This is a genomic window from Haloferax denitrificans ATCC 35960 (assembly GCF_000337795.1).
GTDB lineage: Archaea > Halobacteriota > Halobacteria > Halobacteriales > Haloferacaceae > Haloferax > Haloferax denitrificans.
On sequence record NZ_AOLP01000007.1, the window covers coordinates 1 to 22,404 of the forward strand.

Consider the following 22,404-nt stretch of genomic DNA (forward strand, 5'->3'; position numbering starts at 1 on the left):
GACCTCGTCGCCGACCACTTCGGCATCCGCCTCGCCGACTTCCCGGTCGACGGCGGCGTCGGCGCGAGGGGTGCGGACGATGCGGGCGGCGCAGTCGTCGCTCCGCTCTCTCGCTCGCTCTCGTCGCTTCCGGTCGCGCCGCTTGTCTTCGTCGCCCTTCTCGTCGCGGCGGTCGTCGTGACCGCCGGCCCGGCCGGCGTGCCGTTCGGGCCGGCGCTCGGCGGACAACAGTCACCGGTTCCGACGCCGGCCGCGACGACGACCGCAGAGCCGACGCCGACGCCCGAACCGCGGGCGGTCGCCCCCGGCGTGACCACCGCGGGCGTCGAGAACGCGACGCGCCTCGCGGCGGCCCACCGCCGGGCCGCGTCGACTCGGTCGTACCGCTGGACGCTCGGCTACCGCGAGTCAATCGCCGGCGACGAGACGGGCCGCGAGGTCGAGGTCGTCCTCGTCGAGGCCCCGAACGTCTACGTCTCCGAGGTGGATCGAACCGGCCGACTCCGGGCGTTCCCGCGCCCGACCGCCTCCGAGGACGCCTACGCCGACGGGACCACGCGCTACGCCCGCCGCCCCGCCGAGCCGGACGGCGTCGCCGCCCGCGTCCTCGACTCCGACGTGCGCGACGGGCCGGGGCGGCAGGCCTCGCGCGCCGCCCGCTACGTCGACTGGTATCTCTCGACCGACGAGACGAGCGTGACGCGCGTGGGGAACGCGACGAACGCGAGCGTCGAAAACGAGATGGCGCTGTATCGAATCGAGGGCCGCGGCACCGACTTCCCGCGGTCGCGCGACTATCGGGTCGAAGCAATCGTCGAAGAAGACGGGTTCGTCCGCTCGATGCGCGTCACCTACGAGACCCGCGACGGCCTCGGCGTCGAGGTCTGGTTCGCGTACGACGCGGTCGGCGAGACGACGGTCACGCGACCGGCGTGGCTCGACCGCGCCGGCGGGTCGAACGGCGGCCGGACTGTCGCCCCCGCGGCGAGCCCGAGCGGGTAGCGTCCGGCGCGCTCGGTCGCGTCTCGGTGTTCGCGGCGCTTACTGCTCGACGTCGACCGATTCGAGGACCACGTCGGACACCGGCTTGTCCTCGCGGTCGGTCGGGACCGAGCCGATGTCCTCGACGACGTCCATGCCGTCCGTGACCTTCCCGAAGACGGCGTGTTTGCCGTCGAGGTGGGGCTGGGCGTCGAGGGTGATGAAGAACTGCGAGCCGTTCGTGTTGGGGCCGCGGTTCGCCATCGAGAGCACGCCGGGACCGTCGTGGCTGAGGTCCGAGTGGAACTCGTCGTCGAAGGTGTAGCCGGGGCCGCCGCGGCCGGTTCCCGTCGGGTCGCCGCCCTGAATCATGAACTCCGAGATGATGCGGTGAAAGAGGATGTCCTCGTAGAGGGGTTCGCCCTCCATCGTCTCGTCCGTCTCGGGGTGGACCCACGTCTTCTCGCCCGTCGCGAGGCCGATGAAGTTCTCGACCGTGTTCGGGACCTTGTCCTCGAAGAGTTCGACCGTGATGTCGCCCTTGTTCGTGTGGAGCGTGGCCGTTGGGTTGTCGCTCATACTCGACCCGTCGGGCGGGCGAGTGAAAACCGTGCCGCCTCGGGGCCGGTCGCGGGGCTGACACGACCCGCTGGTTCACCGTCGGTGACATGACCGCGCTCGGCTCGGGTGTCCCGTTCGGCTCTCCTGACTGTCACACCGACAGACGTTTCTCTCCCCCGCGACCGAGTGGTGTGAGATGACATCACAATTCGACGGAGGGCGGTCGGAATGAACGTCCGCTCGACTCTCGAACGCCTGTCGGAACTCGCCAACACCTACTTCGTCGGCCTCGTGCTCCTCGCGTCGGCCGCCGCGTTGGCGCAACCGGACCTGTTCACGTGGATTGCACCGTACATCTCGCCGCTCCTCGGGCTCATCATGCTCGGGATGGGACTGACGCTCCAGCCCGTGGACTTCCGCCGACTCGCGGAGCGCCCGCGAGACGTGGCCATCGGCGCGCTCGCCCAGTGGCTCATCATGCCGACCGCCGCCTACGCGCTCACGGTCGTCCTGTCTCTCCCGCCGGAACTCGCCGTCGGCGTCATCCTCGTCGGCGCGGCCCCCGGCGGCACCGCCTCGAACGTCATGGCCTACCTCGGGAAAGGCGACGTGGCGCTGTCGGTCGCCATCACGACCGTCACCACGCTGGCCGCGCCGCTCGTCATGCCCGCGTGGGTCGTCGCGCTCGCCGGCGAACAGCTTCAGGTCGGCTTCATGGACCTGTTCGTCAACATCCTGCAAATCGTCTTCATCCCGGTCGTGCTCGGCTTCGCGCTCCGCCTCCTGCTCGACCGCAACGCCCCCGAGGTCGCCGAGGTCGGCCTCGACGTGTTCCCGCTCGTCTCGGTCCTGAGCATCGTCGCCATCGTCGCGGCCGTCGTCGGCCTCAACGTCGACACCATCCTCGGCGCGGGCGCGGCCGCCATCGGAGCCGTCGTCCTCCACAACGCCATCGGCCTCGGCACCGGCTACGGCACCGGCCGCCTCGCCGGGATGTCCGAAGACCGCGTCCGGACGACGACGTTCGAGGTGGGCCTCCAGAACAGCGGGCTCGCGGCGGCCCTCGCGCTGTCGTTCTTCTCGCCCGCCGCCGCCCTGCCGCCCGCGCTGTTCAGCGTCTGGCACAACATCACCGGCCCGCTCCTCGCCAGTTACTTCTCCCGGACCGCGAGCGACTCGTCGGGTGGCGCGCCCGCAGACGACTGAGTCGGCCGAAAGACACGCGACGCGATTTTTCGACTCGCCGGCTGGGAACCGACGCCACGTTAATGTATTGCGAGAGATAAGCACTACTGCATGGTACGAAACGTCGGCACGCTCGACCGGACTGTTCGCCTCGCGCTCGGTGCGCTGTTCGTCATCGGCGGGGTCGGAAGCTACGCGGGGCTGTTCTCGCTCGGACTCGGGCCGGTTCCCGCGGCGCTCGGAGCCGCGTTCGTCGCCGCCGTCGGCGTCGTCCTGCTCGCGACCGGGTTCCGCCGGACGTGTCCGCTGTATCTGCCGTTCGGCATCGACACGTCGGACGACCGGAACTGACGGTCGCACCCCGCCGCACCCCGCCGCGCCCCGCGCCGTCTGCTTTTCTCGCTCCCCTAACTACAAGACACCCCACCGCGATGCGTCGGATATGCACACCGCGGAGACCGTGACGCTCACCCGCCTCCCCTCCGGCGTCCCGGTACAGACGACCGTTCACACCTACGAACCAAAAGACGGGACCGACGGCCCGACGCTCTACGTGCAGGCCGCCCAGCACGGCCGGGAAATCAACGGCACCGAAGTGCTCCGCCGACTGCACGGCCGCCTCGAACGCGCGGAGCTCTCGGGGCGGGTCGTCGCCGTCCCCGTCGCCGACCCGCTGACGTTCGACCGCGTCTCCTACGTCACGCCCGAGGCGCTCGACTCCGTCAACTCCAACATGAACCGCGTCTGGCCGGGCGACGCCGGCGGCTCGCTCCACCAGCGCATGGCCGCGAAGCTCTGGGAGTACATCAGCGACGCCGACGCCATCGTCGACCTCCACACCGGGAGCCCGGACATGCTCACTCACACCGTCTACCTCCGGGGCGACGAGTCGTCCCGCGACCTCGCGCGGGCGTTCGGCGTCGACATCCTCCTCGCGGAGGCCGCCGGGGAGGACGCCGACGACGAGTGGACCGAACGGAGCTTCGACGGCAAGCTCCGCGTCGCGGCCACGAACGCGGGCATCCCCTCTATCACGCCCGAACTCGCCCACAACAAACAGCTCGTCGAGCCGGCCATCGTCGCCGGCGTCGAGGGCCTCCTCAACGTCTGCCGCGACATGGGCATCCTCTCGGGCGCGGTCGAGCCGTGGGACGGCCGCACCTACCGCAACCACCTCGGCCGCGTGCAGGCCGCCGCCTCGGGCCTGTTCGTCGCCCGCGAGGACGTCGAACTCGCCCGCGAGGTCCGCCCCGGCGACCACCTCGGCTGGGTGTACGACCCGACCACCTACGAGGTGCTCCAGGAGGTCGAAGCCGAGCGCGCGGGCATCGTCTACTCCATCGCCCGCGAGGCGACCGTCACGGGCGGCGAGACGCTCGTCGGCATCGCGCTCCCGCTGGACGACGGCGAGGGCGACACCGAAGGCGGCGACCCCTTCGACGAGGCCGACGGCGACCTCGACATCTAGAGAAAAGCGGGTCGGTCGAACTAGCGAGACCGACGCGTCGAAGCGAGCGCGTTCGAGTCGGCCGCGAGTTCAGAAGTCGCGCAGGTCTTCGAGCACGGCTTCCGCGTCGCCGGAGGCGATGGTCTCGCGGGCCATGTCGAGCCCCTCGTCGATGGTTTCCGCGTCTTCGCGGGCGTAGATGCGGAGCGCCGCGTTGAGGGCGACGGCGTCGGCGAAGCGGTCCTCGCGGTCGCCGGCGAGCACAGCCTCCGTGATTTCGGCGGAGTCGCCGGCCACGTCGTCCTCGTCGACGCCGAGGTCGTCGTACTCGAAGTCCATGCCGTACTCGGCGGTCTCGATGTCGAAGTCGTCGAAGGTGGCCTCGCCGTCGTCGCCGGCGGTCCACTCGGCGACCTTCGTGTAGCCGGGGCGGATGTCGTCGTAGCCCTCCATCCCCTGGAACATGAGCACGCGGTCGAGGTCGTGGTGCTCGCTCTCTTCGAAGGTGTTGACCATCTTCTTGGCGAACGCGAGGTGGTAGAACGACCCGAGGTGGACCGAGGCGTTCGCGGGGTTGGCGATGGTCTCGATGGTGTTGACGAACGTTCGGACGCCCATGTTGTCGCGGCGCTCCCAGAGGGCGTGGATGGCGGGGTTAAACCGCGGCTGGTAGTAGAAGCCGAAGCCGGTGTCGTCGACCATGTCGGCGGACTCCTCGGGGTCGAGTTCCGTGCGGACGCCGAGTTCGTCGAGGACGTGCTTGTAGGCGTCCTGTTTCTGCGTCGGGACGCGGTCGCCGGAGTGGACGACGACGGGCGTGCCGGCCGCGGCGGCGACGACGCCGGCGGCGACGCCGAGGATGGCGGTCTTGCCCTTGCCGTCGTAGTTCGCGCCGCAGTCGACGGGGTCGGCGTCGGGTTCGGCGTACTCGACGTGTTCGGCCATCACGTCGGCGTAGGCGGCGAGTTCCTCCGCGTTGTTGTGCTTCCAGCGGTTGGCGAGCCAGAACGCGCCGAGCGTCGTGTGGTCCGGTTCGCCGGCGAGGATGCGGCGCATCGCCTCGGACGCTTGCTCGCGGCTCATGTCCTCGGCGGACTTCGTGCCCGTGCCGACGACTTCCGTCATCAGACGCTTCAGCGGCCATTCCCCGAACTCGCTTTCGACTACTGACATGCCTCTGTGTTCGCGCGAGCGGTCAAAAAACGTCCCGTTCGGTCCCGTCGCCCGGGATCGACGCCGCCGTCCGAAAGCGATAGGCTTCCCGACTCCTAACGCCGGGTAATGAGCGCGTTGTCGGATGATTGGCGGGACGGCATCGACGAGGTCGATGCGGCGCTTATCGACGGCTACCAGAGTGGCTTCCCGGTCGAGCAACGGCCGTTCCGCGTCGTCGCCGAGGCGTTAGGCATCGACGAGGACGACGCCCTCGACCGCGTCCGTCGGCTCCGCGAAGACGGCATCTTCCGGCGGTTCGGCCCGGTTCTCAACCCGCCCGTCATCGGGAGTTCGACCCTCGCGGCCGTCGCCGCGCCCGAGGAGCGCTTCGACGAGGTCGCCGAACTCATCAACGGCTACCGGCAGGTGAACCACAACTACCGCCGCGCCCACGAGTGGAACATGTGGTTCGTCGTCACCGCCGGCTCCCGCGAGACGCGCGACCGCATCCTCGCCGAAATCGAGGAGCGCACCGGCTGTGAGGTGCTGAACCTCCCGATGCTCACCGACTACTACATCGACCTCGAGTTCCCCATCGTCAACGACGACCGCTTCGCCCGCGAGAGCCTCGGCGCGACCGACGTGAGCGCCACCCGCATCTCCGAGGACGCGACCGGCGACCTCTCGGCGCTCGAAGCCCGCTTGCTCGTGGAGATTCAGGGCGGCTTCCCGCTGTCGAAGACGCCCTACCGGGACGTGGCCGACGCCATCGACGCCGAGGTCGACGACGTGCTCGTCGCCGTCGAGCGCCTGCTCGCCGACGGCTGTATCAAGCGCATCGGCTGTGTCGTCAACCACATCGTCACGGGCTTTCGGAACAACTGCATGGTCGTCTGGAACGTCCCCGACGACGAACTCGACGCCCGCGGCGAGGCCGTCGGGAGCCTCCCGTACGTCACGCTCTGTTACCACCGGCCGCGCCGCCCCGAGCAGGGCTGGGAGTACAACCTCTTTACCATGATTCACGGCCGGGACGCCGACGCCGTCGACGAGAAGATAGACGAACTCGCCGCCGACCACCTGCCCTTTGACCACGAGCGACTCTACTCGACGGCGAAACTCAAGCAGACCGGCGCGCAGTACGAGGAACTCGTGGGGTCGGACGACTGAGAGGGAACGGACCAAACCCGACCGAACAGAACAGCACTCGTTTTCGACGCCTGCGCCGCCGTCCGCGTCACAGCTCACACCGAGTCGCTACCGCGAGAGCGGCGACATCCGGTAGAGCATCCGCGCGGCCTGCGCGACGCCGGTCTTCGCCAGCGACCCGCTTTTGAGCGCGCCGAGTTTCGCGTAGTAGCCGGACTTGAACGCGCCCTTCTTGGCGAGGAGCGCGCTCCCGAGCGCCCCGCGCTTGGCGTAGTACGCGGACTTCCGGCCGGCCGCGCCGGCGTAGTGTTTCGTGCTCGTCGGAATCGGCGTCCGGCGACCCTGCACCTCGGTCGAACCGTTGCGGACGGCGTCCAAGATGTCGTCGGCGGTGAGGGAGGCGCGGGACACGTCGGGGATGTCGATTTCCGTGTAGGCGCGGCCGACGTACCCGACCTTGTGGGCGTCGCTCCCGGCGACGCCGGGGTACTGGCGCTTCGCCGCGAACCGGCGGGCGCGGCGGTTCTTGTAGCCCGTAAAGAGCCACGAGTTGTACGTCTCGATGGCGTCGAAGGCGTCGCCGCCCGCGGCGTCGTGATACCGGCCGAGCCGACGGCGACCGATGCCGTGTCGGCTCCGCTGGAACGGGTGCGGGACGATGGCGACGCCGCCGCGCTCGCGCACCCAGCGGGCCGTCTCGTCCAGCGGGCGACGCCGCGGGGGAAGCTCCTCCACGCCGAGCGCGAGAAGGTGGCCGTCCGCCGTCGAGACTTCCACGCCGGGGATGCCGACGAGGCCGTACATCGGTGCGAGTTGCGCCGCTCGGAGCGACTCGTCGATGACGTCGTGGTCGGTGATGACGACGGCGTCCAACCCGATTTCGGCGGCCTGCTCCAAGATGAGCTCCACCGGGTCGTGCGCGTCGTACGAGCCTTCCGAGTGCACGTGGGGGTCGATACGGACGGTCAGCGCGGACACGACTCTTCGTTAGGCTTCGGTGAGGAAAAAGACACGCCCGAATCGTGCTAGCTCGAAGCACAGCGGTCGGGGGAGTCGGTGGCGTCCCGAATTCCACCGGAACCGGCCTCGATAGGCCTCAGCTACGGAAGATATGGGAATACATCACGTCGCGGACGTAAATTCGTTTCAGCGAATCTTTAGGAATTATCGTGTCGAACGTGTGCACATGGCATCCGAAGACCGCTTTCGCCCCGCCGTCGACCTCGCGGACCTCCGCGAGTCGGGCCGCGAACTGGTCGCGCTGGACGGGCGCTCTATCGCCCTCTTCGACCACGAGGGCTCCGTCAGGGCCGTCGACAACGCTTGCCCGCACATGGGTTTCCCGCTCGTCCGCGGCTCCGTGGACGAGGGCGTGCTGACTTGCCACTGGCACCACGCCCGGTTCGAACTCTCCTGCGGCGACACGTTCGACCCGTGGGCCGACGACGTGCGGACCTACCCCGTGGAGGTGCGCGACGGGACGGTCTACGTCGACCCGAACCCCGACTCGGACGAACCACCGGCGGTCCGCTGGTCGAACCGGCTGGAAGACGGCCTCGAACAGAACCTCCGGCTGGTCGTCGCGAAGTCCGTCATCGGCCTCCTCGACGCCGGCGTCGAGCCGACGGAGCCGCTTTCGACCGGCGTCCGGTTCGGCTGTCGCTACCGGCGCGACGGCTGGGGGTCGGGGCTCACCATCCTGACCGCGATGGCGAACGTCCTCCCCGACCTCGACCCCGACGACCGAAAGCGGGCGCTCTATCAGGGGCTCGTCCACGTCGCGGGCGACGCCTCCGGCGAACCGCCGCAGTTCGAACAGGACGCCCTCGGCGCGACCGACACCGACTTCGACCGCCTGCGGTCGTGGTTCCGCGAGAACGTCGAGGTTCGCGACCCCGACGGCGCGGAGCGCGTCCTCCGGACCGCAATCGCGGCCGGCCACGACGACGCCGAACTCGCCGGCATGGTCGCCGCCGCGGCCACCGACCACCGCTACCTCGACACGGGGCACGTCCTCGACTTCGTCAACAAGGCCTGCGAGGCGCTCGACCACGTGGGCTGGGACCGCGCCGACGAGGTCCTCCCGAGCCTCGTCCGCGGACTCGCCCGCGCCGACCGGGCCGAGGAGTCAGCCGAGTGGCGGCGACCAATCGACCTCGCGGACACGCTCGACGACGTGTTCGCTGACCTCGACGACCACGTCGCCGCCGGCGCGGGCGAGACGTGGTCCTCCCCGGACGACCTGCTCGACACCCTCCTCGGCGACGACCCGCACGTCATCGTCGACGCGCTGACCGAGGCGATTCGAAGCGGCGCGACGCCCGCCCAACTCGCCGATGTCGTCGCCTTCGCCGCCGGCACGCGGGTCGCGAGGTTCTCGACGACCAACGAGTTCAGCGACTGGAACACGGTCCACCACACGTTCACCTACGCCAACGCGGTCCATCGACTCGCCGAGCGGACGGGCGCGAGAGAACTCTACCGCGGCGCGTTCGACGCCGCCGTCAACGTCTACCTCGACCGGTTCCTGAACACGCCGCCGGCACCGCTTCCCGACCCGGACCCCGACGCCGACCCGTCGGAGGCACTCGAAACGCTGTCCGCGGCGTTCGACGCCGAGGGGCGGGTGAACGACGCCGGCCGGGCGGCCGCGGGGTTCCTCGACGGCGGGGGCGACCCGGCGAGGCTCCGGCGCGAACTCGGGGGCGCTCTCCTCCGCGAGGACGCCGGTTTCCACACCTATCAGGCGCTCGAAGCGGGGTTCGAACAGGCGGCGACGCGGCCGCCCGAGGAGGCGCGGACGCTTCTCGTCGGCGTCGCGCGCTACCTCGCGGCGCACTCGCCGACGCGCCGGGAGCGAGAACAGACGTTCGGCATCGCCGCGCGACTCCAGCGCGGCGAGTCGGTGTACGGCGAAGACGCCGACATCTGAGGCCGCGTCGAGGTCGTCGCATCGACCCTTGAGGCTATTGTCGTCGCCATCGGCTCTTTTCGCCTACTGCTCGGCGATTCGCTCGCCGGCGTCGACGCCGCTCCAGAGCGCGGCGTGGACTCGCCCCTCGCCGACCGTCCAGTCGCCCGCGAAGTAGAGGCCGTGAGACTCGCCGCGACGGAGTATCTCGCGGTCGGCGACGCCGTCGGGGAGCGCGTATCGCCAGCCCTGGTCGTCCACCCAGTCGGGGTCGCGCAGGCGCTCGTCGTCGAGGAGTTCGGCGACCATGCCGGCGACCTCGTCGGCCGCGTCGTCGAGGGGGTCGTCGTAGTGCGCCTCGGACCACTCCGGGCTCGGCTGGACGACGAGCAGGCTCTCGCCGTCGGGGACGTGGCCCTCCTTGCACTCCTCGCGGGCGACCCAACCGACCGGGTGGGTCTTGTCCGGGTTGACGAGGGCGTACCACGGCTCCTCTCGCTCGAAGGGGTAGTGGAGGACGACGGTCCGAATCGTCCGGTACTCGACGCTCCCGATGGCCTCGCGGAGCGCGACCATGCACTGGTCGCCCCAGCCCATCTCGGTGAGAATCCCGGCCGTCTGCGGGGCCGGCGGCGTCAGAAGCACCGAGTCGAACGGGCCGTGGCGCGTCCCCGCCTCGTCGACGACGGACCAGTAGCCGCTGTCGGGGTTGTGGTCGATTGCGGCGACGCGCGTCTCCCGCTCGACGGTCGCCTCGGTCTCCGCGAGCAGGCGCTTGGCCAGTTGGGTGATGCCCTCGGTCCACGTCCACTTGTGTTGGTCGCGGGCGTCGCCCTCGGAGATGACGCCGTCGCCGTCGAACGTCCAGACCGGCTCGTCCACGTCGACCAGCCCGTCCGCGCCCAGTCCGCGGACGAGCCGCTCGGTGCGGCGGTCGTAGTCTTTCACGTAGTTCGCGCCGTGGTCGTACCGACAGCCGTGTCGGCGGCGCGTCGCGGCGCGCCCGCACACGCCGCGGCTCTTCTCGAGAATCGTGACGTCCGCGTTCGCCTCGCGGAGCGCGTAGGCCGCGCCAGCCCCAGCGGCCCCGGCTCCGACGATGCACACGTCGCGAGTCATCTCGCCACCCCGCGTGTGAGTCCAGCCAGCATCGGCTACAACTGCGGCTTCGAGGCGCTAAAAGACTCGCAACGCGGCGGGATTGGGGACCGTGTTCGCGCCCGCGGCCGCGACCGGAGGCGAAAACGATTCACGTCGCGCCGCCGGAGTCGGGGTATGTACGACTCGGTCATCTTCGACCACGACGGCGTGTTGACGACGCTCGTCGAGCTTTCGCCCCTCCGCGACGCGACGTGGGACGCCTTCGCCGAACTCGGCGTTTCGGACCCCGACCCGGAACACGTCGAGCAGGTGGTCATCCACGTGTCGCCCGAGGACGTGCGCGCCGCCGCCGACCCCTACGACATCGACCCCGAGACGCTGTTCCGCGTCCGCGACGAACGCCAGTCGGCCGCCCAAAAGCGGGCCATCGCCGACGGGCAGAAGGTCCCCTACGACGACTTCGACGCGCTCCGCCGCATCGACGCCCCGATGGGCATCGTCTCCAGCAACCAGCAGGCGACCATCGACTTCGTCGTCGACCACCTCGACGCCGGCGACCTGTTCGGCACCGCCTACGGCCGCGAGCCCTCGATGACGAGCCTCCACCGCAAGAAGCCCGAACCCTACTACCTCGAACGCGCCATGGCCGACCTCGGCGTCGAGTCGCCGCTTTTCGTCGGCGACAGCGACAGCGACATCGCCGCCGCCGAGGCCGCGGGCGTCGACTCCGCGTTCATCCGCCGGGGGCACCGCGCCGACCACACGCCGACGCCCGACCCGACCCACGAAATCGCCGGTCTCGACGACCTGCTCGAACTCGACGGCGTCCCCGTCGTCGGCGACGCGTCCGCCGCGTCGGGTCCGGCGGCCGACGGCGGCCGCGAGGGCGAAGGACGGACGCGGTGAGCCTTTCGCTCCCCCGTATCGGGCTCGGGACGATGGGCCTCGACACGGCCGACGAGGCCGCCGCCGTGACGACGGCGCTGGAACTGGGCTACCGCCACGTCGACACCGCACAGATTTACGGGAACGAGGCGGTCGTCGGCGACGCGCTCGCGGCGGCGGACGTGCCCCGCGAGGACGTGACGCTCGCCACCAAGGTCTGGGCGGACAGCCTCGCGCCCGCCGACGTGCGCCGGACGACCCACGAGAGCCTCGACCGACTGGGGACCGACTACGTCGACCTCCTGTACGTCCACCGCCCCATCGACACGTACGACCCCGAGGCGACGCTTTCCGCCTTCGACGAGCTCGTCGACGACGGCCTCGTCCGCGGCGTCGGCGTCAGCAACTTCACGGTCGCCGAGTTGGACGTGGCGCTCGACCTGCTCGACGCGCCGCTCGTCGCCCACCAGACGGAGTTCCACCCGCTGTTCCAGCGCCCAGAACTCCTCGACCACGCCGAGGAACGCGGCTACGACGTGGTCGCGTACTCGCCGCTTTCGGGGGGCCGCGTCCGCGAGGTGGACGAGGTCGCCGCGGTCGCGGAGAAACACGGTGTGACGCCCGAGGCGGTGAGCCTCGCGTGGCTGGCCGCGAAGGGGTTGTGTCCGATTCCGAAGGCGTCGAGCGAGCGTCACCTCCGGGCGAACCTCGACGCCGTCTCGCTGGAACTCGACGCGGCCGACGTGGCGACCATCGACAGTATCGAATCTGAAGTCGAACTGTTCCCTGAGTAACGGGTCGAGCGCCCGACGACGCCGAGAAAATCTCAATTTCGATACCAGTCCCGGAACGATTATAATACGGCGGGCGAGTGTCCGACCATGCGGATTCCGAGTGGGGTAAGCGGGTTCGACGAGCTCATCCAGGGTGGTTTCCTCCCGCGCCGACTGTACGTGCTGAGCGGACCGCCGGGGAGTGGGAAGACGACGTTCACGGCGCAGTTCATGGCCGAGGGACTTCGCAACGGCGAGAAGTGCATGTACATCACCATGCACGAGACCGAGGACGAACTCATAAACGACATGTCGGGGTTCGACTTCGGGTTCGAGACGCTCGCCAGCTCCGAGGGCTTTCACTTCGTCAACCTCGTGAGCCCGAAGGGGAAACACATCCTCAACCAGTTCTCCCAGAGCGGGGGCTCGTCGAGCGTCCAGAGCCTCACCGACAAAATCGTCGCGTTCGTCAACTCCCGGCAGGTCGACCGGCTTGTCATCGACTCGACGATGTTGCTCCGGCTGTTTTTCGCCAACGGCTCCGAGGAGATGACGCGGTTTCTGACGGCGCTCAAGCAGGGCGACGCCACGACGCTTCTCATCTCCGAGATGACCGACCCCTCGTCGTACTCCGACGAGCACTTCCTCGCCCACGGCGTGGTGTTCTTCCACAACTATCTGGAGGCGACGGGAATGACACGCGGCATTCAGGTCATCAAGATGCGCGGGTCGAACATCGACTGCAACATCCGCTCGATCGAGTTCACCGACAACGGGCTGGTCGTCGACCCCCGTTCGAAGGTCGACCTCTGAGGAATCCATAACCATGTACGAACGGGTCTACGGGACGGACTGGCAGACGATATCGGACGAGGAGGCCATCCGCCGGATGTACGCCCTCGGCGTCTCCAGCGCGCTCGGCCACCCGAACCGGGGGGAGTTCGAGCGCATCCGCCGGCAGGCCGGCACCGCCTACGGCCGGAGCGTCCTCCAGCTCGCCTTCGAGGAGGGCAAACAGCGCGTCGCCCGCAACGAGTCGGAGTACGACTCGAAACAGGACGTCTGGGAGGCGCTCGTCGACGAGGAGACGACGCCCGCCACGACGGGCCGCGCCGACGTGACGATGCAGAAGCCGACGGACAAACAGGGCATCCCCGACGCCGTCGGCCGAGCGTCCGTCCTCGATGGCGGCGGCGGCGACGACTTCGCTCGGATTCGACTCCCGGAGTTCCTCCGGCGCGGGTAGCCGGCCACACCGCCGACGCGGGTAGCCGACGGGCCTTTGGGCGTCCGAGCCCTCTTTCGACCCATGAGCGACAGCGAATTCAGTCTCTCTGAGTCCGAGTGGCGCGAGCGACTTTCGGAAGACGCCTACCGCGTCCTCCGCGAGCAGGGGACGGAACCGCGGTTCTCCGGCGAGCACGTCGACCGGAGCGACGACGGCGTCTACCGGTGTGCCGGCTGTGGGACCGAACTGTTCGACTCGGAGACGAAGTACGACTCCAACTGCGGGTGGCCGAGCTTCTACGCCGCCGAGGACTCGAACATCGAGCTTCGGCGCGACCTGAGCCACGGCATGGACCGCACCGAAGTGGTCTGTTCGGCCTGCGGCGGCCACCTCGGCCACGTCTTCGACGACGGCCCGGAGCCGACCGGCAAGCGCTTCTGTATCAACTCGGTCGCGCTCGACTTCGAGGCGGACGAGGAATAGCAATCGCGGGCGACGGCGCCCCGACGAGCGCCGACCCGACGAGTCACACGTTCCTCACGCCGAACTCTGATACGTGAGGAACGTCACGGCGACGGCCGCAAAGAGGTCGGGCAGGAACGTGAACGGACCCAGCCCGCTCCCCCTGAACCCGAGGAAGAGCGACGCCAGCGGGTTCGACGTGAGGGCGTACAGGAGCAGTGCCGCCGTAAAGAGGAGCAGGCTCAGGGTAAAGCGGTTCGGAAGCTCCCGGTAGAGCATCGCGTAGGTGGCCGCGAGGAACCCGAGCACGACGAGGTTGTACGTCGAGACGAACAGTTTCAACTGGACGAACAGGTCCGGGATGGGCGGGCCGCCGGGGCCGCCCGGCTTGTGCGGGCCGAACAGGTCGGGGGCGAACCACGCGACGAGCTCGGGGGTGAACCACGTCGCGAGCGCCGCGACGGCGAGCGAGACGCCCACGACGACGGCGGTTCGTCGCAGGGGGTCTCGGTTGGCCGCGTCGCTCACGCGCCGTCACCCCCCGCGGAGACGTCGGTCAAGTTGGCCTTTCGAGCCACCTCGTCGAGCACGTCGAGGTTGGCTTCCATCCGGTCGGTCAGAAAATACGTCTTTCCGTAGTTGTCGCCCATTGTCATCAACACGTTGTTCTCGACGAGGAGTTCCAGGTGGTGCTGTGTCGTCTTGTAGTCGAGGTCGAGTTCGTTCGAGAGTTGGTTGGCGTTCATCGGCATGTCGTCGAGCGCGCGGATGATTCGCAGGCGGTTCCGACCCCCGCGCGATCCGCCGATTAGCCACCACAGCACACGTCGCATCCGGGTAAACCGACAAATCCGGACGTATTAAAACGGCGGGCCTCCCGTCCGCGCCGGCGGAGGCCCGCGGTGATTCGCACGTGGCGGGGTGAGGGGGCGTTCAGTGGGTGAGGGGTGTTTAGCAGGGGGCGTTTCGTGAGGGGTTCGGGGGAGTGAGCCGATTCACGGCGGGTGGTTCGACGATGGCGGTCTCGGTGGGTCGTCGCGGGTGAATCGACGTGGGGAGTGGTGTGCGTGGGGGGAGTCGTCAGCGGGGGGAACGCGGGCGTCAGTTACCGCGCGGCCCGAAGCCGCCGCGGCCGCCCGCGCGGACTTGGACACCGTCGCGGTCTCGGTCGCGGTCGCCGACGCCATCGCCGTCACAGGCGAGCGCCGGCGTGTCGACGCCGAACTCGTCGAGCGTCTCGTGGACGGCGGTTCGAATCTCGTCGGTCGTCGCGCCGTCGGCGCGCATCTCGGCGACGAGCGTTTCGAGTTCGGCGGCCTGTTCATCGGTCAGGTCGAGTCGCTCCGTGGCGTAGAGCGCCGGGTCGGGAAGCAGGCCGGCTTCGTCGACGCCGAACTCGGTGAGTTTCTCGTGGACGGCGGTCCGAACCTCGTCGGTCGTCGCGCCGTCGGCGCGCATCTCGGCGACGAGCGTCCGAATCTCGTCGGTCTGTTCGTCGGTCAGGTTGTAGCGGTCTTGCAGGCGGTCGCCCGGCGCGTACCGGGTTTCGTTGGCGGCCCCAGCGAAGGGGCCGTGCCAGCCGCCGTCAGCTCTGACGGCGGTCCCGTCGGTCGCTTGGACGGCGTCCGACGCGTGCGTCTGGACTGCGAGGCCGGCGGCGGCCGCCGTCCCCGCGAAGACGAGCGAGGCGACGACGAGCGCAACCCCGAGCGTTGTGAGTCTGGTCATAATCTGTTCCTCCGTCTTATCCGACGCTCAGCGGCTAAAAGAGGATTTTCCGAACTCGAACACGAGTCCACCGTGAATCCGCCCAGAGTTAGGCCCAAATTACGCCGGAAACCCCCCGCCAGACGCGGCAGACCGCGGGGCGCGCGCGGCGCTCCGAGAACACCGGTATCGGGGTGGTAGGACGTGTCTAACGGAGGTCTGTGGTGAGTAGCCGACACGTACCAAACTAGGGTGACGGCGTAAGGAGAGTATGTCTCGTAGTTACCCCGTCCACCGTCACTCGGCCCGAACACGGCGGCGACCCGCGCTCACGCCGTACGCGCTCGTCGTCGCCGGTCTCCTGACGTTCTGCATCGCCGTCGTCGCTCCCGTCGCCGACCTCTCGGCGAGCATATCGGTGATAGACATCGCCGGCGGCGGGTCAGCCCCGGCGTTCGACGGGGGAACGCTCGTCCTCAGCGGCGGCCTGCTCCTCATCAGCGCCGCCTCGACGTTCTTCGGCGTCCTCCTGTTGCTCCTCCGACTCTGAATCGGGCACAACGGCGGGCGACCCCGGACGACCGAGACCTACCGACGCTCGATAGGGGTGGCGAGCACGGGGACCTTCGACTGGACGACGACCGACCGCGAGACGCTTCCGAGGATGTTGTCCTCGAACCGGGCGTGGGTCCCCATCGAGATGAGCGCGGCGTCTATCTCCTCGGCGACGGCGAGAATCTCCTCTGCCGGGTCGCCGCGGCGGAGTTCGGTGGCGGCGTCGACGCCGTACTCGGCCATCGTCTCTGCGGCCTCGCCGAGCGCCGCCTCGCCCTGCGACCTGAGTTCCTCGTACACCTCGTCGACGCGCTCGTCGGCGAGCGTCAGGAAGGCCCGTTCGTCGACGACGTAGACTAGGGAGACGGCGGCGTCGCGTTCGGCCGCGAACGCCGCGGCGTCTTCGATGACCGGTTGCATCGAGTCACTGCCGTCGATTGGCACGAGGATTGTGTCGTACATCAACTGGGAGTTGGGTGGGGAAACTATCACTCTCTTCGCCGGTTCCCGGACGGTGGGAACTACGCGGGGCGTGGGACGCGGGCCGAGGCTCTCGGGGGACCAACCCGCACAACAGAAGCGACGGGCGGCTCATTCGACGCCGGTCGCGTCGTCGGCCGCGTCATCGGCGTCGCTGTCGGCCGCGTCATCGGCGTCGGCGTCGCGTTCGGTGTCGGTCGCGTCGGTCCCGGGTTCGCTATCGCCATCGCGGTCCGACGCCGGGCGCTCCGCGTACCGCTCGGCGCGTCGCTTCCAGTCTGCGACCCGCCGCGCCGACACGTCAGCGGCCGCCGCGAGTTCCTCGTCCGACGCCTCGCGGAGCGCCGACACGGTGTCGATGCCCGCCGCCCGGAGCCGGGTCGCGTACGCCTCGCCGATGCCGCGGATGTTCCGCGGGTCCTCGGGGTCGCGGTCCGCTTCGACGACCGCCGCGAGCTGTTCTGTCATCGCGTCCACCCGCCCGTCGAGGCCGTCCACTCGGCTTTCGACTGTGCCGATTCGCTCGACGAGGTCGGCGTGGGTGTGTTCGGTCTCCCCGTCGGCGGCGCCGGTCACGCCGGTGACTCCCGGGTCGACCCCGGCTTCGGCGGTGGTCTGGACGGAGCCGTCGCCGTCGGAGTCGGCGACTCCGCCGTCTCCGGCCTCGTCTCCGCTTTCGTCGGCGTCGGCTTCGGTTTCGCTCTCGTCGGCGTCGACTTCGGTTTCGCTCTCGTCGGCGTCGACTTCGGTTTCGCTCTCGTCGGCGTCGTTCGCGTCTCCGTTCCCGTCGGCGTCGTTCTCGCCGTTCGCGTCGTCGGGTCCGCGGGCCTCGTCGTCTGACTCGTCGGGCGCGTCGCCCGTATCGTCGTTTCCGTCTCCGTCTTCGTTTCCGTTTCCGTCGCCCTCGCCGGCAAGCGAGTCCCCCGGTTCCACGTCGTCGGGGAGGACGTAGACCAGCGCGTCGGCCGGCACGTAGCCGACGACGCGCTTGCGCTTCTTGTCGGCGGTGAGGACGACCCCGCCGGAGTCGAGCGCCTTGTAGCCGCCGCACTCGAAGCTCGTCCCGTCCGTGAGATATACCTTCACCATCAATCATTGTCTTTGGAGTGGGATGAGTGTTGTCGCTCCGCGGTCCGGGGTTTATCACCGCTCGCCGCGGCGAACCACGCATGGACGTGTTCGTCATCGGCGGCACCGGACTGCTCGGCACGGGAATCGTTCGACTGCTCGTCGCCGCCGGCCACGACGTGACAAGCCTCCAGCGGGGCGAGACGGACGACGACCTCCCCTCGGCGGTCGAGCGAGTCGCCGGCGACCGAGGCGACCCGTCGGTGCTTCGCGGGGCGATTCGGGACGCGACGCCCGACGTCGTCGTCGATATGGCGTGTTTCGACGCCGACGCCGCCCGCGACGCGGTCGAAATCTGCCGGGGCGTCGCCGACCGCTACGTCTTCTGTAGCACCATCGACGTGTACCACCGGCCGCCGCCGCGGAACCCCGTCGCCGAATCGAGCCCGCGGAACCCGCCGGTCAGCGACTACGCGGCCGGGAAAATCGCCGCCGAAGACGCGTTCTTCGACGCGCACGACCCCGGCGAGTTCGAGGTGGTCGTCCTCCGCCCGTGGAACACCTACGGTGAGGGCGGGACGCTCGTCCACACCCTCGGCACGGGCTCGTCGTACATCGACCGAATCCGCGAGGGCGAACCAGTCGTCGTCCACGGCGACGGCACCTCGCTGTGGGGGCCGTGCCACCGCGACGACGTGGCGCGGGCGTTCGTCGGCGCGGTCGAGCGCCCGGGCGTCGGCGGCCGCGCCTACAACGTCACGAGCGAGGAGACGATGACGTGGAACCAGTACCACGAGCGCGTCGCGGCCGCGCTCGACGCGCCCGAACCCGACCTCGTCCACGTGCCGACCGAGGTGCTTCGGGCGGTCGCGCCCGACCGGACGCGGATGCTCCGAGACCACTTCCGGTACAGCACCGTCTTCGACAACAGCCGGGCGAAGGCCGACCTCGGATTCCGCTACACGGTCGGGTTCGAAGAAGGCGTCCACAGAGTTGTTTCGTGGCTGGACGACCGCGACGCGGTCGAGCCGTGGGACGCCGACCCGCTCTCGGACGACCTCGCGGCCGCGTGGCGGGAGTCGACCGACGCGTTCGTCGCGGGGTTCGAGTCTGGCGGGTGACCCCGTCGGTCGTCGCGGCGACGATGCGAGTGTGAGGCGGCCGCTCGCTCCCGTGATGTGGGAACCGTCGGCGGTTTTTCGTCGGTCCCGCCCCGACATTCGGGCATGCTCCGAGCCCTGCTGGCGGCGTTCGGCCTCGTGGAACTGCTCTTTCCGGACAAACTGGTCGCCGCGATGACGCGACTCGCCTACGAGGACGGCGGCGAGATGACGGCGAAGCCGTGGGTGACGACCGCGGCGCGCGTCGAGGGAGCGACGCTCCTCCTCATCGCGCTCGTGGGACTCCGCGGTCGGTGCGGCGGTGCCGACGACGACGGCGACGAGTGACCGTTCGGTCGCCGGAAGACGACCCGCGGTGGGAGAAGAGAACGCCCGCGGCGAGAGAATATGAGACTGTGCGCGGAAGTCGGTCGCCGAGCGACTCGTGTTCCGCCGTGGGACCGATTCAGGCGAGTCGCGCGAACGCGAGCGACCCGCTCGTGTTCTTGATGTAGACGCGGACGGTCTGTCCCTCCTGTGCGCCGGGCACGAAGATGGTGTACTTCCCGCGCTGGGCGACGCCGTCGCCCTTGCGGCCGGTCCCGGTGATTTCGACCTCGTAGGTGCGACCCTCTTCGACGGCCTCGCGCTGGCGCTTGTTGCTCACGCTGGAGCGCTTCTGGACCGGGCGGAACGCACCACAGGCCTCACAGCGAAGCATGTCGACGCCGTCTTCGGTGACGAGGCGGGTGTCCGGCAGGCCGCACTCCGAGCAGATGACGTACTCCTCGACGTAGCCGTCGATGGCCTCCTCGAAGTCGTTGATGGAGAACGACCCGCTGTAGCGGGCGCGGTCGCCTTCCAGCTGACCGCTCGTCCCGAGGGTGCGCTGGATAGCGCTGTGGAGGTGCGCGGGCGTCCGCGAGAGCGCGTCCGCGATTTCCCCGAGGTTGGTGAGGCGGGTGAACGCGCCGTCGGTCTCGCCGGACGGGTCCGGCACCGTGAGGCGTTCCTGTTCGACGTTTCGTTCCGGTAGGACGTTGAGCGCTCGGTCGAGCGCAGTCTGATACTCCATAGGGGTTCGAGTGTCTGGCGACGTATAGCCGTTCCGTGACCGTCTTTGCCGCGGCACCGACGCGCCGACTTCGTTTCAGCATCCCCGCCGACGCAACCGAGCGCCACGCCTTCGGCGCTGGCCCTCTAACGACGACCCATGGGCTACACGTGGCAGTACTACGACCTCGTGCTCCTCGGCATCCTCGGGAGCCTCATCGCCGGCGTCGTCGTCGGCCGAGTCACCTCGATGGAGCCGCAGACGACGCTCGTCGCCTTCAGCGCCCTCGCCGCGGTCGTGATGGCGCACGGCCTGTTCGTCAACGGCCCCGTGGACGAGCCGACCGACCTCACGGACGAGGTCGACGCGCTGAACTGAGCCGGGCGACTCGGCGACCGTCGGCCGTCCGCCCACTTCTCGTCGCCTTGTTCTCGCGCCTTCTTATTCGCCGTCGACGACGCGGTTCGTGAGCGTGCCGACGCCCTCGTACCAGATTTCCACGTCGTCGCCGGGCTCGACCAGTCCGGGGTTCGCGGGACTGCCGAACGAAACCACGTCGCCCGGCTGGAAGGTGTAGCGCTCCGAGAGGAACGAGACCACTTCGGCGGGCGAAAACAGCATCCGCTCGGTGTTCGCTTCCTGCCGGAGTTCGCCGCCGACGTGGGTCGTCATGTCGATGTTCGACGGCTCCACGTCGGTCTCTATCCACGGGCCGAGCGGCCCGGAGCCGTCGAACGCTTTTCGAGCCGTTCGGCCGGGCTGGTCGAGCGCGTCGAGGTCGTTGAGAATCGTGTAGCCGCGGACCACGTCGTCCACGTCGGCCTCGGCCACGTCCGAGCACTCGCGGTCGATGACGGCCGCGAGTTCGCCGGCGTACGTCAACTCGTCGGTCCAGTCGGGGTACTCGATGTCCGCGCCGGGGTCGAGCACCGACACCGGCGGCTTGATGAACCAGTCGGGCTGGTCGGGGATGTCGTAGTCCATCTGGTCGACCGTCGCCGCGTAGTTCCGGCCCACGCAGTAGAGCGCGGTCGGTTCGCAGGGCGCGAGCAGTTCGGCGTCGACGCCGACTTCGTACTCCTCGCCGTCGGCCGTCACGACGCCGCCGTCGTACCGGCCCGAGACCACTCCGTCGTCGGTTCGAATCCGTGCCAGTCGCATTACTCGCCCCTGCGTCGGCCACTCACTTCAAGCGACGTGTCTCCACAAACGGGTGAAATGAAAACGTCAACGCGCGGGCCGCCGACGCGACTCAGTCGGACGCTGACTCCCGGTTCATCCGGGGCATCGACCGGTTCTCGCGGTCGACGAGGTTGTGGATTCGCTCGGTGCGCGTCGATTCGAACTGGCGCTGACACCGGGCGACGCCCGACGCGGAGTCGGCGGAATCGGCGTGGTCGGGGGTGGTGGTCTCGCTGTCGGCGGACTGTTCACGGGCTGTTCGCAGGGTCGGTTCGTAGGTCGGGGTGGCGTTTGTGCTCACGATTTCGGGATGAGTTCGGGTCGGTCGGACGGCTGTGCGGCGACGAGAAGAGTTAGCGACGTACGCGTACGACCGACATTGTTGTACCCGGCAGTACAGGCCAATCTATAATAAATATTCATGTTCGAACGGCGGGCGCGTTCTCACCACTGCGACCCGTCCGACGCGTCCGGAGACGCGCGTTCACTCCCGCGAGTCGTACTCCTGATAGATGACGTGGCCGCAGGACTTGCAGTGGGAGGCGTCGGCGTCGTGGTAGGCCAGTCCGCAGTTCTGGCAGGTGACGTTGACCTTGTCGCGGTGGCCCCACTCCTTGACGATTTTGCTCGCCTGCCACGGGATGAGGATGACGCCCGCGAGGATGGCGGCGACCGTCACCCACCGCCCCGCCTCGGTCACCGGGACGATGTCGCCGAAGCCGACCGTCGAGAGCGCGACGACGACGAAGTAGAAGGCGTCGCCGAACGTCCCCACGTCGGGGTTCACCCGGTGTTCGAACGAGTAGAACATCCCCGCGGCGACGAAGAAGATGGTGAGCACCGTCAACAGCAGTTTCATGACGCGGAGCGTGCCGACCGAGACGGTGCCGAAGAAGAACTCCTCGTCGCGCGTGAAGCGGTAGAACCGGAGGACGCGGACCACGCGAATCACCCGCAGGAAGCCGATGTTGGCGGCGACCGACGAGACGGGAAGCACGAGCACCGCCAGCGTCGGCAGGATAGCCAGCAGGTCGACGAACGAGTAGACGTTGAGCAGTTCGGCAGTCCTGTCCCGCGCGCCGTAGAGGCGGAGGAGGTACTCCGCGAGGAACACGAGAGAGACGGCGGCCTCGACGGACCAGAGCGTCGACTGCACCGACGCCGAAAGCGGGTAGGTCTCGACGACGAACACCCCGACGAAAAGCAGGTTGAGTGCGAGAAGCGCGATGTCGATTGCCTTGCCGGTCGGGGTCCGGTGGTCGAGCAGATAGAACCTGACCACGTCCCGCGGCGTCTCGCGGCGCGGCCCGCGTGCGTGACCGTCCATACCTTCGCCTTCGGCGGTGGGATACTTATACGGTCGTGCGCGCGGAATGCGTCTCGTTTTCGATTCTGAAACTATATACTCTCGAAGGACACT

General features: G+C 68.9%; 28 protein-coding genes. 15 read left to right on the top strand and 13 right to left on the bottom strand.

The features are described from left to right. Positions 1-1,002 (top strand): hypothetical protein (locus tag C438_RS05235; protein WP_004968257.1); only part of this gene is annotated, 1,002 nt, incomplete at its 5' end. A gap of 39 nt (positions 1,003-1,041) precedes the next feature. On the opposite strand, the gene C438_RS05240 is transcribed toward C438_RS05235, so the two are convergent. Then, the gene (locus C438_RS05240) at positions 1,042-1,560 is read right to left on the bottom strand and encodes a peptidylprolyl isomerase (RefSeq protein WP_004968258.1); all 519 of its coding nucleotides are present in this window, start codon (positions 1,558-1,560) and stop codon (positions 1,042-1,044) included. Between the two features lie 210 nt (positions 1,561-1,770). Between C438_RS05240 and C438_RS05245 the strand changes: the two genes are divergently transcribed. The 3 genes from C438_RS05245 (at position 1,771) to C438_RS05255 (ending at position 4,195) form a co-directional block, all read left to right on the top strand. Continuing rightward, a complete protein-coding gene (locus C438_RS05245) occupies positions 1,771-2,748 on the top strand; it encodes a bile acid:sodium symporter family protein (protein WP_004968260.1) in 978 nt (325 codons plus the stop codon). 90 nt (positions 2,749-2,838) lie between these two features. Then, positions 2,839-3,078: a YgaP family membrane protein gene (locus tag C438_RS05250; RefSeq protein WP_004968262.1), complete on the top strand. Its 240-nt coding sequence runs from the start codon at positions 2,839-2,841 to the stop codon at positions 3,076-3,078. 91 nt (positions 3,079-3,169) lie between these two features. After that, on the top strand, positions 3,170-4,195 hold the full coding sequence (locus C438_RS05255) for a succinylglutamate desuccinylase/aspartoacylase family protein (RefSeq protein WP_004968263.1): 1,026 nt from the start codon (positions 3,170-3,172) through the stop codon (positions 4,193-4,195). Between the two features lie 69 nt (positions 4,196-4,264). On the opposite strand, the gene C438_RS05260 is transcribed toward C438_RS05255, so the two are convergent. Next, entirely contained in the window at positions 4,265-5,347 is a 1,083-nt protein-coding gene (locus tag C438_RS05260) for an anthranilate phosphoribosyltransferase (RefSeq protein WP_004968266.1), read from the bottom strand. 108 nt (positions 5,348-5,455) lie between these two features. Between C438_RS05260 and ahbB the strand changes: the two genes are divergently transcribed. Next, the gene (gene ahbB / locus C438_RS05265) at positions 5,456-6,499 is read left to right on the top strand and encodes a siroheme decarboxylase subunit beta (protein WP_004968268.1); all 1,044 of its coding nucleotides are present in this window, start codon (positions 5,456-5,458) and stop codon (positions 6,497-6,499) included. An 87-nt stretch (positions 6,500-6,586) separates the two neighbouring features. Here the strand turns inward: ahbB and C438_RS05270 are convergent, their stop codons facing one another. After that, positions 6,587-7,456: a CehA/McbA family metallohydrolase gene (locus C438_RS05270; RefSeq protein ID WP_004968269.1), complete on the bottom strand. Its 870-nt coding sequence runs from the start codon at positions 7,454-7,456 to the stop codon at positions 6,587-6,589. Between the two features lie 208 nt (positions 7,457-7,664). Here C438_RS05270 and C438_RS05275 point away from each other — a divergent pair, with 208 nt between their 5' ends. Continuing rightward, a complete protein-coding gene (locus tag C438_RS05275; protein ID WP_004968270.1) occupies positions 7,665-9,410 on the top strand; it encodes a Rieske (2Fe-2S) protein in 1,746 nt (581 codons plus the stop codon). Positions 9,411-9,473: 63 nt separating this feature from the next. Here the strand turns inward: C438_RS05275 and C438_RS05280 are convergent, their stop codons facing one another. Beyond that, on the bottom strand, positions 9,474-10,508 hold the full coding sequence (locus tag C438_RS05280) for an NAD(P)/FAD-dependent oxidoreductase (RefSeq protein WP_004968271.1): 1,035 nt from the start codon (positions 10,506-10,508) through the stop codon (positions 9,474-9,476). A gap of 156 nt (positions 10,509-10,664) precedes the next feature. Here C438_RS05280 and C438_RS05285 point away from each other — a divergent pair, with 156 nt between their 5' ends. From C438_RS05285 to msrB, 5 genes are all read left to right on the top strand, one after another. Beyond that, positions 10,665-11,396 (top strand): HAD family hydrolase, encoded by a 732-nt coding sequence (locus tag C438_RS05285; RefSeq protein ID WP_004968272.1) that lies wholly within the window; start codon positions 10,665-10,667, stop codon positions 11,394-11,396. Beyond that, entirely contained in the window at positions 11,393-12,169 is a 777-nt protein-coding gene (locus C438_RS05290; protein WP_004968273.1) for an aldo/keto reductase, read from the top strand. The genes C438_RS05285 and C438_RS05290 overlap by 4 nt, the downstream gene beginning before the upstream one ends. A gap of 87 nt (positions 12,170-12,256) precedes the next feature. Next, positions 12,257-12,961 carry an RAD55 family ATPase gene (locus C438_RS05295; RefSeq protein ID WP_004968274.1) on the top strand — a complete coding sequence of 235 codons (705 nt, stop codon included), beginning with the start codon at positions 12,257-12,259 and terminating at the stop codon, positions 12,959-12,961. A 13-nt stretch (positions 12,962-12,974) separates the two neighbouring features. Continuing rightward, a complete protein-coding gene (locus C438_RS05300; RefSeq protein ID WP_004968275.1) occupies positions 12,975-13,394 on the top strand; it encodes a hypothetical protein in 420 nt (139 codons plus the stop codon). A 63-nt stretch (positions 13,395-13,457) separates the two neighbouring features. After that, on the top strand, positions 13,458-13,859 hold the full coding sequence (gene msrB / locus C438_RS05305; RefSeq protein WP_004968276.1) for a peptide-methionine (R)-S-oxide reductase MsrB: 402 nt from the start codon (positions 13,458-13,460) through the stop codon (positions 13,857-13,859). A 54-nt stretch (positions 13,860-13,913) separates the two neighbouring features. Here msrB and C438_RS05310 read toward each other — a convergent pair whose 3' ends face one another. The 3 genes from C438_RS05310 to C438_RS05320 all read right to left on the bottom strand — a co-directional run bounded on the left by C438_RS05310 (position 13,914) and on the right by C438_RS05320 (position 15,566). Next, positions 13,914-14,366: a hypothetical protein gene (locus C438_RS05310; RefSeq protein WP_004968277.1), complete on the bottom strand. Its 453-nt coding sequence runs from the start codon at positions 14,364-14,366 to the stop codon at positions 13,914-13,916. Beyond that, on the bottom strand, positions 14,363-14,662 hold the full coding sequence (locus tag C438_RS05315; RefSeq protein WP_004968278.1) for a winged helix-turn-helix domain-containing protein: 300 nt from the start codon (positions 14,660-14,662) through the stop codon (positions 14,363-14,365). The genes C438_RS05310 and C438_RS05315 overlap by 4 nt, the downstream gene beginning before the upstream one ends. Before the next feature lie 277 nt (positions 14,663-14,939). Continuing rightward, positions 14,940-15,566: a hypothetical protein gene (locus C438_RS05320; RefSeq protein ID WP_004968279.1), complete on the bottom strand. Its 627-nt coding sequence runs from the start codon at positions 15,564-15,566 to the stop codon at positions 14,940-14,942. Between the two features lie 250 nt (positions 15,567-15,816). Here C438_RS05320 and C438_RS05325 point away from each other — a divergent pair, with 250 nt between their 5' ends. Beyond that, on the top strand, positions 15,817-16,095 hold the full coding sequence (locus C438_RS05325) for a hypothetical protein (RefSeq protein ID WP_004968280.1): 279 nt from the start codon (positions 15,817-15,819) through the stop codon (positions 16,093-16,095). A gap of 38 nt (positions 16,096-16,133) precedes the next feature. Here the strand turns inward: C438_RS05325 and C438_RS05330 are convergent, their stop codons facing one another. Both C438_RS05330 and C438_RS05335 read right to left on the bottom strand, forming a co-directional pair. Further along, the gene (locus C438_RS05330; RefSeq protein WP_004968281.1) at positions 16,134-16,562 is read right to left on the bottom strand and encodes a universal stress protein; all 429 of its coding nucleotides are present in this window, start codon (positions 16,560-16,562) and stop codon (positions 16,134-16,136) included. A 129-nt stretch (positions 16,563-16,691) separates the two neighbouring features. Then, on the bottom strand, positions 16,692-17,666 hold the full coding sequence (locus tag C438_RS05335) for a helix-hairpin-helix domain-containing protein (RefSeq protein WP_049917768.1): 975 nt from the start codon (positions 17,664-17,666) through the stop codon (positions 16,692-16,694). 83 nt (positions 17,667-17,749) lie between these two features. Between C438_RS05335 and C438_RS05340 the strand changes: the two genes are divergently transcribed. Then, a complete protein-coding gene (locus C438_RS05340; RefSeq protein WP_004968283.1) occupies positions 17,750-18,769 on the top strand; it encodes an NAD-dependent epimerase/dehydratase family protein in 1,020 nt (339 codons plus the stop codon). A gap of 105 nt (positions 18,770-18,874) precedes the next feature. After that, complete coding sequence (locus C438_RS05345) at positions 18,875-19,096, top strand: hypothetical protein (protein ID WP_004968284.1); 222 nt, start codon at positions 18,875-18,877, stop codon at positions 19,094-19,096. 118 nt (positions 19,097-19,214) lie between these two features. Here the strand turns inward: C438_RS05345 and C438_RS05350 are convergent, their stop codons facing one another. Beyond that, the gene (locus C438_RS05350) at positions 19,215-19,823 is read right to left on the bottom strand and encodes a translation initiation factor IF-2 subunit beta (protein WP_004062666.1); all 609 of its coding nucleotides are present in this window, start codon (positions 19,821-19,823) and stop codon (positions 19,215-19,217) included. 138 nt (positions 19,824-19,961) lie between these two features. Between C438_RS05350 and C438_RS05355 the strand changes: the two genes are divergently transcribed. Further along, positions 19,962-20,180, top strand: a complete 219-nt coding sequence (locus C438_RS05355; RefSeq protein ID WP_004968285.1) for a hypothetical protein — start codon at positions 19,962-19,964, stop codon at positions 20,178-20,180. 63 nt (positions 20,181-20,243) lie between these two features. Here the strand turns inward: C438_RS05355 and C438_RS05360 are convergent, their stop codons facing one another. From C438_RS05360 to C438_RS05370, 3 genes are all read right to left on the bottom strand, one after another. After that, a complete protein-coding gene (locus C438_RS05360; protein WP_004968286.1) occupies positions 20,244-20,963 on the bottom strand; it encodes a fumarylacetoacetate hydrolase family protein in 720 nt (239 codons plus the stop codon). 91 nt (positions 20,964-21,054) lie between these two features. After that, the gene (locus C438_RS05365; RefSeq protein ID WP_004968287.1) at positions 21,055-21,285 is read right to left on the bottom strand and encodes a hypothetical protein; all 231 of its coding nucleotides are present in this window, start codon (positions 21,283-21,285) and stop codon (positions 21,055-21,057) included. Between the two features lie 183 nt (positions 21,286-21,468). Continuing rightward, complete coding sequence (locus C438_RS05370; protein ID WP_004968288.1) at positions 21,469-22,311, bottom strand: potassium channel family protein; 843 nt, start codon at positions 22,309-22,311, stop codon at positions 21,469-21,471. Between the last annotated feature and the right edge of the window lie 93 nt (positions 22,312-22,404).

Excerpts from the sequence above, each read along its gene's own strand:
- C438_RS05340 (WP_004968283.1), top strand. The coding sequence starts at position 17,750 with ATGGACGTGTTCGTCATCGGCGGCACCGGACTGCTCGGCACGGGAATC.
- C438_RS05325 (WP_004968280.1), top strand. The coding sequence starts at position 15,817 with ATGTCTCGTAGTTACCCCGTCCACCGTCACTCGGCCCGAACACGGCGG.
- C438_RS05240 (WP_004968258.1), bottom strand. The coding sequence starts at position 1,560 with ATGAGCGACAACCCAACGGCCACGCTCCACACGAACAAGGGCGACATC.
- C438_RS05275 (WP_004968270.1), top strand. The coding sequence starts at position 7,665 with ATGGCATCCGAAGACCGCTTTCGCCCCGCCGTCGACCTCGCGGACCTC.
- C438_RS05370 (WP_004968288.1), bottom strand. The coding sequence starts at position 22,311 with ATGGACGGTCACGCACGCGGGCCGCGCCGCGAGACGCCGCGGGACGTG.
- C438_RS05250 (WP_004968262.1), top strand. The coding sequence starts at position 2,839 with ATGGTACGAAACGTCGGCACGCTCGACCGGACTGTTCGCCTCGCGCTC.
- C438_RS05255 (WP_004968263.1), top strand. The coding sequence starts at position 3,170 with ATGCACACCGCGGAGACCGTGACGCTCACCCGCCTCCCCTCCGGCGTC.
- ahbB (WP_004968268.1), top strand. The coding sequence starts at position 5,456 with ATGAGCGCGTTGTCGGATGATTGGCGGGACGGCATCGACGAGGTCGAT.
- C438_RS05350 (WP_004062666.1), bottom strand. The coding sequence starts at position 19,823 with ATGGAGTATCAGACTGCGCTCGACCGAGCGCTCAACGTCCTACCGGAA.
- C438_RS05260 (WP_004968266.1), bottom strand. The coding sequence starts at position 5,347 with ATGTCAGTAGTCGAAAGCGAGTTCGGGGAATGGCCGCTGAAGCGTCTG.
- msrB (WP_004968276.1), top strand. The coding sequence starts at position 13,458 with ATGAGCGACAGCGAATTCAGTCTCTCTGAGTCCGAGTGGCGCGAGCGA.
- C438_RS05345 (WP_004968284.1), top strand. The coding sequence starts at position 18,875 with ATGCTCCGAGCCCTGCTGGCGGCGTTCGGCCTCGTGGAACTGCTCTTT.
- C438_RS05280 (WP_004968271.1), bottom strand. The coding sequence starts at position 10,508 with ATGACTCGCGACGTGTGCATCGTCGGAGCCGGGGCCGCTGGGGCTGGC.
- C438_RS05330 (WP_004968281.1), bottom strand. The coding sequence starts at position 16,562 with ATGTACGACACAATCCTCGTGCCAATCGACGGCAGTGACTCGATGCAA.
- C438_RS05320 (WP_004968279.1), bottom strand. The coding sequence starts at position 15,566 with ATGACCAGACTCACAACGCTCGGGGTTGCGCTCGTCGTCGCCTCGCTC.
- C438_RS05355 (WP_004968285.1), top strand. The coding sequence starts at position 19,962 with ATGGGCTACACGTGGCAGTACTACGACCTCGTGCTCCTCGGCATCCTC.
- C438_RS05360 (WP_004968286.1), bottom strand. The coding sequence starts at position 20,963 with ATGCGACTGGCACGGATTCGAACCGACGACGGAGTGGTCTCGGGCCGG.
- C438_RS05285 (WP_004968272.1), top strand. The coding sequence starts at position 10,665 with ATGTACGACTCGGTCATCTTCGACCACGACGGCGTGTTGACGACGCTC.
- C438_RS05300 (WP_004968275.1), top strand. The coding sequence starts at position 12,975 with ATGTACGAACGGGTCTACGGGACGGACTGGCAGACGATATCGGACGAG.
- C438_RS05245 (WP_004968260.1), top strand. The coding sequence starts at position 1,771 with ATGAACGTCCGCTCGACTCTCGAACGCCTGTCGGAACTCGCCAACACC.
- C438_RS05295 (WP_004968274.1), top strand. The coding sequence starts at position 12,257 with ATGCGGATTCCGAGTGGGGTAAGCGGGTTCGACGAGCTCATCCAGGGT.